We start from the raw sequence: 13,767 nt of genomic DNA on the forward strand, positions 1-13,767 counted from the left end.
ACTTAGTTCTTTTGTGAATTTTCAAACTGTTTTCCTACATAAGATAGCGAATCTTTGAGATGTTTGTGAAAGTAATTCCACCCAACATCTGGACCTGACAAACCATGTCCTCCAGGAAAGGCATAAAACACGTTTTCTATACCTAATTTGTCTAAGGTTTCGTGGAATGTTTGGGTAGAGGCAAGTAAATTAGAGTCGTGTTCTCCAGCATCAAGATATACGCGTAGTTCCTGTCTTTCCTGAGGTGATAATTGTTGGACAATTTGTTGGGGGCTATTTTGTGAACCACTGTTATCGGTAAAATAGCCGCTATGGCTGAACAGAATATTGAAGTTTTTCAAATAGCGTAATCCAATATTAAACGCGCCCCATCCTCCAGAAGATAGACCTCCCAACGCCCAAAACTTTGGATTTTCTAATGTACGGTAGCGTGACTTGACGACTTGTACTAACTCCGAACCGATCAACGTTCCTACTTTACCATTAGGCCCATCATAATAATCAGGGTCGAATAAGGGATTTGAACCCCGGTTATCATTTCCATCTGGTGTAATCACAATCGAATGCGGTAGTTTGTGCTCTCTATAAAGTTCATGTAGGACTTTTAAAATTGCATATTTATCAACATAAGCACGAGCATCATCGTGACCACCATGTAGTAGAAATATAACAGGATATCGTTTGAGAGAATTCTTATTATAGTATGGGGGCAAAATAACACCATATTGCCGTTGTGTGCCCATTGCTTGACTGTTAAAAGTTTCTAGCTCAAGCTTCAACCCACTATTGGTAACCTCTTGAGGCGGATCTAGTTGTGGTGCACCTAAGATAAAGACATACCAGTAGCCAGCAGCAGTCAGGATTGCAATTGCACCTGCAACGCCCATTAAAACTTTAGATAATTTCATGGCTTGTTAAAACCCAAATTATCACTAGCGTGTAGAATAGCCGAGATTTTAAATTGTCTTCCTACAAATGTTAGCGAATCTGCCAGATGTTCGTGCCAGTAGTCCCAAGTATGACCTCCGGGAAACGGATGAAATATATTAAAAATGTTCTCAGTACTGAGTACTTGATTAAATTTTTTGGATTCGTCAACTCCTACTTCAGTATCTGCTATACCTGCATCCAGGTATATCCGTAAGCGTTTTTTAATTTGAGGTGAAATGGTCTTGATATAGGTGATTGGACTATTTTGCGGTCCACTCTTGTCTTGAAAGTAACCGCTATGACTAAATAATATTGAAAAGTTATTTAAATTATGCAATCCCACATTCATTGCACCCCAACCTCCTGAAGATAATCCCCCCATTGCCCAAAAATCAGGACTGGGGATTGTACGGTAGCGGTTTTGCACAATTTTTACTAGTTCATCCCCAATAGCTGTAGAAACTTTGCCATTGGGGCCATCAATATAATCGGGATCCCAGTAGGCGCTAGAACCACGTTTGTCATTACCATCTGGTGTGATAATAATACTGGGCGGCAACTTGCCTGTTGCATAAAGCTGTTGCACAACTGTTAAGGCATCTCCTTTTGTAAACCAATGGTCAGCATTTCCGTGTCCACCGTGAAGGAGAAAGATAACTGGATAGCGTTGATTTTGGTTTTGATCATAGCCCGGAGGTAAAGCAACGCAGTAAATGCGATTTCCTCCCATAACTTTGCTATTGTAAGTTTCGGTTTTATATGTTAGCTGGGTACTTAGATCCTTAGCCGTTGGTTGTGGCGGTAACACAGATACTAGGGTTTGCGGACGCACCTGTGTTTGTGCTTGTGCAGATTTTATGTAATTACAATTACATAAAGTGAACATCGAAACCAGCAGCACAATTTTAGATTTGAAGCAGTTCATCAAGAATGTTGATTAATAGCAATTGAATTAAAACTATAAAAAATGACAAAACTTATATAGGATTCCTATTTTATTTTTGCGAAGCTAGGTACAGTTTCTGTTCTCTGTTCCCTGTTAAGCGTTCCCTACCTCTACTTTGTCAATTCACCAAATCAAACCTGAATCCTATAGAGATGAAATTTGCGAAGACAAAGGTGTTTGTGTATTAATCCCAATAAGATATTTCAATATAGCACTGTTGATTAACTCTGGACACTCTGCCATAACTAAATGTCCTGCATTGGTAACATGTAAATGAGTAGCATTGACGAAATGTCTTGCTAAATCGTTCCCCATCTGGTGTGTAAACATGGGATCAAGACCCGCAGTTATAATTAAAGCAGGAGTATGCAAATTCTGCGGCAAAGAGTGACGCGTAAAAAAGTTATAACCCCAAAAGATTTCTAAAGCTTTGTAGGATTGGAAATCCGTTGGTGTTGGACATTCGGCAAAAAACCGTTCTATAACGCTGTGGCGGTAAGAAGTCGAGAAAAAGTTTGAGAAAGCTTGTACACCAGGTAAAGAGTATAAATATCTGCCGCCCCAAGCCATAAACTTCATCAGCGGAATTTCCCACCAAGGTGCTAAGTTATGAGTTCCGCCTGCGATCGCAATAAAACCACTCACACAATTGTGCTGGGCAAACTCTAAACCAATAGGAACTCCGTAGCTATGACAACACAGCACTGGTGAGGAAATGCCCAATTTGTACAACAATCGCTCTAAATCCCGACGATGTCGCCCGATGGAGTAGCGAGGATAGGGACTAGACTGTCCGTGTCCTGCCAAATCATACACCAGAACTTCCCAACCTTGACTTTGAGCAAACTCATACTGAGAACGAAAGTTAAAGCGGTTCCCCGTTCCTCCGTGCAGAAAAACTATAGCTGGAGTTCTCCCCGAACTGTGGCAAACTTGTAAATTTATCCCCCGTCGCAGATGAATTGTTGAACCAGCTAAGGCATCTTGAAAAGAGTCATTCATTGGTCACGACTTGTGTCAAACAAAATTAACAATTAATAACAAGAAACTCATCTCCTTTCTTGTCCTTTGTCGTACAGTCAAAAGCTTACGCCAATGATGTGTCAATTCTATGACAACATAATGAAAATTTTGCGAATGTTAGTAAATCGAAAAGTTTTCCAGAAACCTTACGACTACTCCCGAACCGCCAGAAGAATACCTAAGGAAATAACGGAGAAAGAGGTGTACGGACTTTTTAAGCGTAGCTGCGCCTCCGGCAATCGCTGTTGGTTGTGTTGACCAACTGTGGCAAGTCGAAAAAATTCCGAAAGAATAGAAGTTAAGTTGTATCCACTCCTTGCCTGTGCGATGAGAAGGGGATTATCTTTTTACTTTTTACTTTTATCTTTTTACTTTTTAAGCTGTAGCATTGACCTGATAATCCTCAAACGTGACCTCGAATCCATCTCCGTCTGGAGAGGCACACATAACGCCTACTTGAAGCGTTTCATAGGGTAAATATGTCATTCTAAGCATTACATAGTCAGAAGCTTCATTTAAGTAGAAAATTTGGATAGCTTCTTTACAGCGTTCAACCCGCAAGTGTAAAACATCAGGAGGATTTGGTAAGGGAATGACTGACCAATCTGAATAGTCATCGGTAACGACAGCACTCAGATTTTGTACACCATCAACATATTCAATGCCTGTCTTGATCCAATGCTTCTCATCGGCACGCAGCATGATGCCCGCCTGGTCGTAGATATCCTTATAATTGCCGCGTATTTTGACATCAACAACAAAATCAGTGCTGATGAAATCAAAGTAAAAATGCCCGGTGTCACGAATAAACCCATAATGGGTAATTCGCCAGAAATCTGTTTTGGGAGAAGTTTTCACAATCAAGCGATCGCCTGAGTCGGTCCATTGGGAGGGTTCATTGAGCCATTGCATAGAGTCTCATCCAGCTTAAGATGTTTGATTGCCAAAGGTTTTAGGAGCTTTCCGTGCTACCAAGTTAAACACTTAAACTGCTTCAAAATACTTACCGAAACTTGGTCAAACCAAGTTTCGTGATTTCTTCCTGCTTCACTCAAGGGAGTCGGCTCCTTCTTGTCCACAGGCGTTAAGTTCCGACTAAGCCAGCCGTACTTTATCTTCAGGAGCATATTCAAGATTTACCGCTGCATTCTCGTCACGGTCTTGAATATGCCCACACTGAGAGTTTTGGCATTGAAACACCCGATCTGAGAGTTTCATCGGTTGAACGTGATTGCATTTAGAACATTTCTTTGAGCTTGGATACCATCGGTCAACCAATTCTACTTTTGTACCATAGTGAGCTTGCTTGTAAATTAGCTGACGGCGAATTTCGTAAAAACAGTTATTGCTAACCGCGCTTGCTAATTTATGATTTGCAATCATGCCCAAAACATTCAGATCCTCGATCCGAATTGTATAAGCTTTACGACTTAAATCTGTTGTCATCTTTTGCGTAGTATCTTGCCGAATATTGACAATCCGCGCATGTTGACAAGTTAATCTATCGTAAAACTTACAAGCGTTTTTAGACGCCTTAATCTTCAACCTTTTGTTCCCAAGATTCTTATTCCGATTACGCCATTGGAACTTACCGAGCTTGGTTTTCGCCTTTTTCGTGGTAGCAGGCATATCGTATTTTGAACCATCAGAACATGTTGCTAGCGCTTTGACACCAAAATCGACACCGATTGTCTCAATTGGGTGGATAATGGGTGGAACTTTTTCGGCATCTAAAACAAATGAAACGAACCATTGATCGGCAGTTCTAGAAACAGTAAAAGTCTGAGAACTGCAATAAAAATTGATTCGTTCTTTTAATCGAAATTCTTTCAATCCTGGTAGCTTAATTCGTTTACCAGGATTAATGACAACTCGATTTGTGAAAGGTATTGGCGGCTGTCCAATCGATGGATAAACACCAGCCGTTTTGTAAACTGTGAAAGAATCGCCTTTCTTTTTCGACTTCTTTACAGGAAATTCAGACAAGCCTTCGCGCCAACGAGAAAAAGCTTTTTTCAAATCAATAAACGCAGACTGATAAACAGTAGATGGATATTTTTTCATCCATGCGTTTTCAGTCCTTCGCATCGTGACCTGAGTAAAGACTTTCTTGATAGCATCAATTCGTTTTGCGTCAGATGCTTGTATGCCCGTAAAATCCCAACTTGCTTGGATTAAATCCAACCCAAAGTTGTAAACCCAGCGCTTAAAGCCAGCATTGCCGCGAAGAAGCGAAGTCTCAACCTTATTTAGTTTTAACTCTCGCTTAATGGCGTACATTGCCAAACTTTTCCAAACTTCTCTATATAGATAATTCTAGCCTACTTCAGGCAAGGATCAACCCCGTCTACGATCTTCTTCACCTTATTTTTATACTTTCGTAAACCGTATAATCGCGACGAAAAACAATGGATAATAGACAGTAGGTCTTGTACCAGTTCTTCTTGTGGAGACAAAGTTTCAGCATTGGCAACAACGATTGAGCCACCGCCAGACTGTACAATGTGCTCAACCAAATCAAAACCAAAACGACACAGCCTGTCCTTGTGCGCTACGTACAGTGACTTCACTTCACCTTGGATAGCCCACTGAATAATTTCCAAGAACTTGGGGCGTTTAAAATTCAACCCACCGCCAATCTCTTGAACCGAATCAGTGATTACAACTCCCTGAGACAAGCAGAATCGCTCCATTGCTTCAACTTGGCTTTGTAAATCATCTTTCTGTCCGCTTGATGAGACGCGACAGTAGACAATAACTCGACTTGGTATTTTACCGCCTTTCAAGTTTCGGGCAACACTAAGGTGCTCTTCAGTATAAATGCGTTGATTCCCCAATGTCCGTTCTGGGATTAATTTCTTTTCCCTTTCCCAGCGTCGTAAAGTAGAAGGGGAAATTCCAACAAGTTCTCCAAACTCTGCAACTTTCCACATGAATATCTCCATAGCGGTTAACTATGGCAAAGTTTAGCAAACTATTTTGAGACTAAGTCCTACTCTAACCATTTACCAATGATATTGGACTAAGTATTCTAAGCCCAAGCGAGAGGAAAACATCACAGAGCAAGGTTCTTGCTCTCCAGGTAACAGTCCATATTCTAGTAAAGCCTCAACTTCAGCTTTACTCCGAATGCGAACCAAATACGAATGCTCTTCCCACTGACCGGATTGAAAATGGCGATCGGGCATTTCCGTTTGCACCACAAAGACCAAATCAACTTCCCCCGTGATAGGGTTGCCAGACATGCCAACAAACCGAGTATTCGTGTCATCTAAGGTCATGGCAACATTCACTTCTTCCCACAACTCCCGCTGGGCATCTTGATAAAAATTGATGTCTTGAACTGTAGGAGAAAATGTAGCCCAACCGGACACAAAATTGAGAACGCCTGCGTAATCTGATGAAGTTGATCGCTTACCAATGTAGACATTACCATCCGTAGTCAGAGGAACCACCGTAACCCCAATCCCCCTAGCAAAATAGGTGTAGGGATCTTGGTAAGTTGTCAGACCACGCATCATCAACTTTAGTGCGTCCAACGAACTACGAGTCATATCCAGACGACAATGGGGATAGCTAGTTGGTCCAACTTCCAGGGTAAAGCTGTCTTGACAGCGAGACCAGAATCCAGTCACTCCAGCCCCTGACCAGCGGACTTTGCGATCGTCATAGCTTCTGGGTTTGGTGCCATCTGCCAGCAGACCAATCCGAATCTGGGGATTAATCACAGCTTCCAAATAAGCATGGAACTGTGTGTCAAGCGGCTCATCATTAAGATTTTGAGAACCATGCCCCTCCCGCACCTGAATTCTGGTTACGCCTGCCACCTCATCGGGATGGATCAAGTGAAGAAAATCGCGACCTGCAATGAGTGCCTCAGATAACGCCTTACCTTGGGGCAAATCTGCCAAATATGTAACTACCTTCTCTTGACAGGCAAGATATTCGGGGGTTTGACAGAGGAGAGATTCAAGCACTTTCCAATTGCTCACAAAGCTGATAGAACTGGTGAATTTCGGCGATGATAAAATCTAGTTCTTCATCAGTCAAACTATAGGATGACGGCAAAGAAATTCCTCGCTCATAAGCAGATGTACTCACGGGATAGGTCATGCTTGGATCGACCCAGCCTTGATAGCAAGGTTGAAGATGAAGCGGACAGAAAAAGAGTCGAGTTTGAATTCCCTGATTGGCTAAATAGTCAGCCAGTTCAGCCCGGTTTTCAGCATAGAAAGAGGTAAACCAGTGTACGGGCTTACAACGTGGATCCATAAAGATCGGCTTCAACTGGGGCACATCTGCTAAACCAGCCATGTAAGCTTCATAAATTTGCTGTTTGCGGTTAATAATGGCAGGTAACTTTCTGAGCTGGGCAACACCAATGGCTGCCTGCATTTCTGTCATGGAAAAATTAAAGCCAATATGCTCATGGACAAAGGTGCCACGACGCGATCGCCCATGATTCTTAAGCCGACGGCAGGTCTGGGCAATAGTATCACTGTCGGTTAGAATAATCCCACCCTCACCACAGGTGATCGTTTTGTTGCCATAGAAGGAAATGGCACCTGCGTCTCCGTAATAGCCTACATGGCGATCATTGAACTCTACTGCGATCGCCTGTGCTGCATCTTCAATCACCTTCAACTCAAAGCGTTTAGCAAAGGCAAGTACCGCGTCCATATCTGCGCTTTGACCGTACAAATGGACAGGCATGATCGCTTTGGTCTTGTCATTGACCAGCGAGAAAGCTGCCTCTACATCAATGCACAAAGTATCTGCTCTAACTGGGCAAAAGACGGGCTTAGCTCCTGCCATAATCACTGCATTCGAGGAAGCAACAAAGGTCAGGTTAGGGACAATAACTTCATCTCCATGACCAATATCCAGAGCCTTTAAGATGCAGTATAAGGCAGCAGTACCGTTGCAAACAGCAATTACATGCTTTGCCCCTGTTAAAGCCCTTATACCAGCTTCAAATTCTTCTGTCACCTTATTCTCGGTTAAGTAGGTTGATTCCATCACCCGCTTAACTTCTTGCCATTCACTATCGTCAATCCAAGGTTGAATTTGAGGGATCATATCAATTATTATCTTAGCTTTAGAAAAATCCAGCCTCCTGAAATATCTGACTTAGAGCCTAAGAGACGAAAACCCATTAGCTCAAGCTATTGGCTCACTGAGAAAACAAGAAGCTTAAGTTTGTTGTCGCCTTATTGGTTAAGTAAAAGTGTGCAAATCTGGATCGGCAGGATCGAAAGGAACATCCAGTAGCGCAATTTGTTCGCTGTCCTCTATGTAGCGCAAGGTGTGAAGCATATAAGGCTTAATCTGAACCCCTTCTCCTGGGTTCAAAATAAACTGCTGCTTTTGTTGAGGGTTATCACAATCTTGCAGTTCTACCTCTGCCCTACTGCGCACCAGAAAAATAACTTCATTGGTTCTAGTATGGAAATGCCCGCCTCGAATCTGAGCCGCTTGAGTTTTGACAAAATTTATTTCCTGCCAAACCCCTTGATTTACAAGACCCAGAAATAAACCCCTTCGATCTGATTGATTCATGTAGCAAGATATCTTTCCAACTTCAAACACTATTTCACCTCAATCAGTAACATTTTCACAGAACACGCATACTACATCGGTATCAGTTGGGTGGTTTATGGGCTTGTACAGATGCCCCATTTCCAATAAATTAAAAACCTTTAGCACCTGACGAATCAGGCGAATTGTCTGGTTCTGCGCTAATTACATAGGAATTATCCCGGATTTTTCCCTTCAAAAAGTTGAAGAAATTCTTAAATTACATTAGTCCGGCATTTACACATCTCAAACTGCAATTGTTAGTAAGCTTTGTACGGGAGAATTAAAGAGGTCATAGTACAGGATATGCGAGAATGGAGCTACCTAAATCATTTTTTCATTAATTTCAGTTATCCATAGCAGAAATGTCTCATTCTCCTTGGTGGAAGTCTGCTGTTATTTATCAGACTTATCTACGCAGCTTTCAGGACTCAAATGGGGATGGCATCGGTGATATCCCTGGCATTATCAAGCGACTAGATTATTTAGAATGGCTTGGCATAGATGCCATCTGGGTAACACCATTCTATCCCTCTCCAATGGTCGATTTTGGTTATGATGTGAGCGATCATACCAATATTGACCCTATCTTTGGAACCCTTTCAGATGTAGATAGTTTGATAGGATATTTGCACGATAGCAATCTCAGGATATTGATTGACTTTGTTGCCGCGCATACCTCTGATCAGAATCAGTGGTTTATTGAATCCCGCAGTTCGCGTATTCATCCCAAGCGAGACTGGTACATATGGAAAGATCCAAGTGCAAATGGTGGATTTCCCAATAATTGGATCGGACGTTTTGATGGGCTTTCTGCTTGGGAATGGGATCACAAAACAGAGCAATACTATCTACACTCGTTTCTTAAAGAGCAGCCAGATATCAATTGGCGTAGCCCTGGTGCAAGACAGGCAATGTTAGATGTCTTACATTTTTGGTTACAGCGAGGTGTGGATGGAATCCGAGTTGATGCCGCCTATCGTGCCTACAAAGATTTGCAGTTTCGAGATAATCCAGTGAATCCCGACTGGCATCCAGGCATGGAACCATCAGATCGCTTGTTTGAAGTCTTTAGTAAGAATATACCGGAAATTCATGATTTCAATTGCATGCTGCGGACGCTTGTAGATGGGTATGGCGATCGCCTTTTGATTGCTGAACTCTATAAATCACTAGAAGAAATTGTTAAGCACTATGGATCGAATGACGAATTTCATTTACCACTCAATTCAGAATTGATGTCATCTGATTGTCAATGGAGTGCAGATTCCGTCCGAGAAATTGTCGAGCGCTACGAGAGGCTGCTACCTGAAGGTGCATGGCCCAATTGGTCCTTGGGTAATCATGACAAGCATCGCGTTGCCAGCAGAATTGGGACTTCTCAAGCTAAAATCGGCATGATGCTATTGCTTACCCTTCGCGGTACGCCAACAATATACTACGGAGAGGAACTAGGAATGGAAGACGCCTGGATTCCCTCGGAGCATATCCAAGATCCTTGGGAAAAAAAAGCTCCCGGTATTGGGGTTGGGCGGGATTGTGAGCGCACACCAATGCTCTGGGATGACTCTGCTAATGCGGGTTTCTGTTTGGAATCAGTCCAACCCTGGTTACCTATCACCCATGACTACAGCAGTATCAATGTCAAGGCACAAAAGCAGAACTCCCGGTCATTTCTTTCACTGACACGGGCACTGTTGCGCTTGCGTCGGCAACAATCGGCACTACAGCTTGGTGACTATATGTCTTTATACTCACCCCCAGAGGTTTTCTGCTACCGACGCTTTAATGAGACATCGGAGCTTGTTGTAGCCTTGAACTTCAGTTCTGAATACCAGGAATGGATATTACCAGTCGAGTTTCGTAACCAGTCAACAGTTCTCCTCTCTACATTCATGGATCGCCAGGGAGGACAGTTGGGAGACACCCTTGAACTACGAGGAAATGAAGGTGTGATTATCCAGCGTAGACATCAATCGTAATGACCTTATATCAAGTCGAAAAGGCTATCTACTAATCTATTTGATAATGTATAATTGCCAGAGCCTTGAAAGTCCCATCCAGTCAAACTATTACCACTCTTCGTTGTTATGATTAATGAGCGCACGATAGTTTTCTCCACCAAGCATCAAGTGACCATGAAAGACCAGGTCACGCCAGATATTGGCAAAGATTCGGTGTTCATGGATTTATTTGAGCAAGTAAAACCCTATACAATGACCAGCGTAGAGGCACTGTTTGCACTTTATACAGCGGTGAATTATGTGCTTGATCGCGGAATACCTGGTGACATTGTGGAGTGCGGAGTTTGGAGAGGAGGAAGCGCTTTACTTGCAGCCTTAATTATGAAGGCGCGAAAGGTTAGCGATCGTAAGTTATATTTGTATGACACATTTCAGGGTATGCCAACCCCCACTGAATTTGATGTGGACAAATATGGACGCACTGGCTTTGAAATGATGGAGCAATATGGGGACGATATTGGTTGGTGTTACGCTTTATTGGAAGAGGTTAAAGCAGCGTTCTCGATCCATAATTTTGATTTTGAGATTGATTTTATTCAAGGAGATGTCATTGAGACATTGGAAAAGATTAAGCCAGAAACCATCTCTGTTCTGCGTTTAGATACTGATTGGTATGAATCTACAGCAGTTGAGTTTCAGCATCTCTACCCTCGACTCTCGACAGCAGGCGTTCTGATCATTGATGACTATGGCTGTTGGGCTGGATCTCGCAAAGCTACGGATGATTACTTCCGTGATGTGCCTGGGCCAATGTTGACACGCATTGATAAAGAAGTGCGCCTTGGAATCAAGATTTAGACTGATGATTTTTTAGTAAACATAGCGCTTCTTAAGTTAATGAGTTATAAGCAAGGGGCTTAAGCCCCTTGCTCGATGGGATATGGTGTACCTTACCAGTTGAGAAATTGTTATATGGGAGGTGAATGAAACCCCATGAAAATGAATGCAAAAATCGAGCCTGATAACAGAAGTGATTACTCTTTAGAAAAAAATTCAAGCTATGACTCTAATTTAGAGGGTATCAGGGGACTTGCTGCATTGTCTGTTGCATCATCTCATGTTTTGTTTCTAAAAAACTTTTTAGACCCTACCTACCATCCCAATATTTATTTTGGTTATTTAGCAGCGGCACATAGTGCTGTTTTACTATTCTTTGTTCTCTCAGGCTATGTCATTGGCTTAACGACCACAAAAGAATTCTCAATTTACCAGGCTCGTAATTATATATTACGCCGATACATTAGAATTTTACCTATTTATTTGATTGCTATTTGTTTGGCAGTATTGGCTAAACCCAACGAAAAATTAAATATAGTTTTAGGAAATTTATTTTTTTTGCAAAATTTTGATAAATACTTTTCTTTTTCACTACCTCCTATAGCAGGTGATGCAGCTGTATGGAGTTTAAATTACGAAATTCTATATTATTTAGTTTTTCTCTTAGTCTGGTGGTTGCGACCTAAAATCTTAGATTTATTTTTAAGCGCTCTTCTAATCAGTGTTCTTGGCTGGTTTCTTCCCTTATTTCCACAATTTATTGCTGGTTATGCATCTGGATGGATTTTTTGGTTGAGTGGACTATTATTATCATGCAAAGTACAACCTTCTAGTCAGAGAGAATCTTTTTTTCCTCTTATTAGCTATATTTTACTATTTCATGCTACAAATCATTTTTTCACAGGTAAATCGATTTTAAACGGCTTAGGTTTTCCCAATCCAGTTGCTAGTTTTGTCAATTTGTCTGACCTAACAACTCTGCCAATCTGTATATTAATAATTTGTGAAATAACAGGTCGCTATTTTTCTGGTTTTATTTATTTGCGTTTACTCTGTTTCCTGCTTCCTATTTTTCACCTACTTTGGATAATTTTGCAAAGTGATATTTTTCAAGAACCGAAATTGGTAGCAGCATCTTTGTTCACTATATTTGCAATTGTACTTACTAAATATTATACATCTGCTAACTGCTTAAGAAAAATGATTTTTATGGGTCGTATTTCTTATGCATTCTATCTATTACATATGCCGATTGCAATACTAATGCATAAATACTTTCCTTGGCAGGGAACAGTTTTGAGTTTTTTACTAGGTTTATTAATTTGGCTTGTTATCACAATATCATTATCAAGTTTTTTGGAGCTTGTTATACAACCTAAGATTAAATACTATTTCAGCCCATCCTTCTTATTAGAAATTCTTGGTCCTAGAAAAATGGCTGTCGATACTGTATCTATTGAACTTGAAAAAGGGGTAAAATCTAATTAAGCAAAGGCAGTTTTATAGCTCAGAGAGATTATTAAGTTATCTATTTTCCTCCTACACTGAAATAAAAAGAAAAAGGAAAAAATCAGGAAGAGCGAAATTAGGCTTGGCATGATGTGACTTGTGCATGATGGTCTAAGCAGGTTAATAGAAATAAGTGTTCAGTGTACAGCTTTTGTTATTGGAATTAAGAAATGAAGAAGAGTTGAGGCTTATGCAAATGTTTGAAGAACTTGTTTTCATTACCCTGTGTGACGCGGACAGTCCACAGGTTAAGCCACTGTATTCATCATTGCGAGGGAACTTGCGTATCCTTGAGACTTACAGTCCTCGCCTAGGACTCCTCTCAAAGATATTCAAGGTTCGCGACTTCTTAGCTTCTGATAACGATATTGCTGACGACGCAATCATCGTCTTTACGGATGCCTATGATGTGCTGTGCATTCGTTACGATCCCGTCGGATTGGTAGCAGACTTCAGCGCTACAGGTAAAGATCTTATTGTTGGTGCCGAAACTGTATTCTGCCATCACAGTGCCGATGTACTTCCCTTCTTTTTGTCTAACTATTTAGGGCAGCCAGCAAAGTATCTCAACAGTGGTTTTATCATTGGCTATAAATGGGCTTATTTCCGTATGCTTAACTATATTGCCAATAATTTTGTGGATAAATATATGATGGATTCCCGTCAGAATGACCAGCGTGTCATTTCGCGATTCATGTTAGAAAACTCTGAACTAGGTCTGTTGAACATGGATATCGACAGCACGTTTCAATTCTGCTGCACCCACACCTACGACAACAATCCACTACGCTGTGACAATTTGAAGTCTTATTTTGTTCATGTAACCTGGCTGGCGCTGGAAATACAGAAACAAGCTTACGAGGAGATACGGAGAGTTTTCAATATTTAGAAATTTTAGCAGGGCTGATTCAAAATTGGTCAAATGAGTCTGGAAATCAAAACTCTGCCGTAGAAATGGAGTCTTCGTGATCAATCGCCATC

13 protein-coding genes are annotated in these 13,767 nt (G+C 41.4%); 4 read left to right on the plus strand and 9 right to left on the minus strand.

All coding sequences use genetic code 11. From position 1 onward, the window contains the following. Positions 1 to 2: 2 nt before the first annotated feature. The 9 genes from AC5JM2_RS19375 to AC5JM2_RS19415 form a co-directional block, all read right to left on the minus strand. On the minus strand, positions 3 to 908 hold the full coding sequence (locus AC5JM2_RS19375; protein WP_495836472.1) for an alpha/beta hydrolase: 906 nt from the start codon (positions 906 to 908) through the stop codon (positions 3 to 5). Further along, positions 905 to 1,855 (minus strand): alpha/beta hydrolase, encoded by a 951-nt coding sequence (locus AC5JM2_RS19380; RefSeq protein ID WP_495836473.1) that lies wholly within the window; start codon positions 1,853 to 1,855, stop codon positions 905 to 907. Before AC5JM2_RS19380 ends, AC5JM2_RS19375 begins: the two co-directional genes overlap by 4 nt. Positions 1,856 to 2,020: 165 nt before the next feature. After that, positions 2,021 to 2,878 carry an alpha/beta fold hydrolase gene (locus tag AC5JM2_RS19385; RefSeq protein ID WP_495836474.1) on the minus strand — a complete coding sequence of 286 codons (858 nt, stop codon included), beginning with the start codon at positions 2,876 to 2,878 and terminating at the stop codon, positions 2,021 to 2,023. Between the two features lie 396 nt (positions 2,879 to 3,274). Beyond that, on the minus strand, positions 3,275 to 3,811 hold the full coding sequence (locus AC5JM2_RS19390; RefSeq protein ID WP_495836475.1) for a DUF1349 domain-containing protein: 537 nt from the start codon (positions 3,809 to 3,811) through the stop codon (positions 3,275 to 3,277). Positions 3,812 to 3,994: 183 nt separating this feature from the next. Next, a complete protein-coding gene (locus tag AC5JM2_RS19395; protein ID WP_495836476.1) occupies positions 3,995 to 5,179 on the minus strand; it encodes an RNA-guided endonuclease InsQ/TnpB family protein in 1,185 nt (394 codons plus the stop codon). Between the two features lie 41 nt (positions 5,180 to 5,220). Further along, complete coding sequence (locus AC5JM2_RS19400; RefSeq protein ID WP_495836477.1) at positions 5,221 to 5,832, minus strand: IS607 family transposase; 612 nt, start codon at positions 5,830 to 5,832, stop codon at positions 5,221 to 5,223. 72 nt (positions 5,833 to 5,904) lie between these two features. Then, entirely contained in the window at positions 5,905 to 6,876 is a 972-nt protein-coding gene (locus AC5JM2_RS19405) for a hypothetical protein (RefSeq protein ID WP_495836478.1), read from the minus strand. Beyond that, positions 6,869 to 7,978 (minus strand): DegT/DnrJ/EryC1/StrS family aminotransferase, encoded by a 1,110-nt coding sequence (locus AC5JM2_RS19410; RefSeq protein ID WP_495836479.1) that lies wholly within the window; start codon positions 7,976 to 7,978, stop codon positions 6,869 to 6,871. Before AC5JM2_RS19410 ends, AC5JM2_RS19405 begins: the two co-directional genes overlap by 8 nt. A gap of 138 nt (positions 7,979 to 8,116) precedes the next feature. After that, positions 8,117 to 8,458 (minus strand): polysaccharide biosynthesis C-terminal domain-containing protein, encoded by a 342-nt coding sequence (locus tag AC5JM2_RS19415; RefSeq protein ID WP_495836480.1) that lies wholly within the window; start codon positions 8,456 to 8,458, stop codon positions 8,117 to 8,119. A gap of 383 nt (positions 8,459 to 8,841) precedes the next feature. Between AC5JM2_RS19415 and AC5JM2_RS19420 the strand changes: the two genes are divergently transcribed. From AC5JM2_RS19420 to AC5JM2_RS19435, 4 genes are all read left to right on the plus strand, one after another. Beyond that, on the plus strand, positions 8,842 to 10,458 hold the full coding sequence (locus AC5JM2_RS19420) for an alpha-amylase family glycosyl hydrolase (protein ID WP_495836481.1): 1,617 nt from the start codon (positions 8,842 to 8,844) through the stop codon (positions 10,456 to 10,458). Between the two features lie 156 nt (positions 10,459 to 10,614). Then, a complete protein-coding gene (locus tag AC5JM2_RS19425) occupies positions 10,615 to 11,298 on the plus strand; it encodes a TylF/MycF/NovP-related O-methyltransferase (protein WP_495836482.1) in 684 nt (227 codons plus the stop codon). 135 nt (positions 11,299 to 11,433) lie between these two features. Continuing rightward, the gene (locus AC5JM2_RS19430; protein ID WP_495836483.1) at positions 11,434 to 12,765 is read left to right on the plus strand and encodes an acyltransferase family protein; all 1,332 of its coding nucleotides are present in this window, start codon (positions 11,434 to 11,436) and stop codon (positions 12,763 to 12,765) included. Positions 12,766 to 12,976: 211 nt separating this feature from the next. Then, positions 12,977 to 13,675: a glycosyltransferase domain-containing protein gene (locus tag AC5JM2_RS19435; protein WP_495836484.1), complete on the plus strand. Its 699-nt coding sequence runs from the start codon at positions 12,977 to 12,979 to the stop codon at positions 13,673 to 13,675. The last annotated feature ends 92 nt before the right edge of the window (positions 13,676 to 13,767 follow it).

The organism is Brasilonema angustatum (assembly GCF_059505445.1).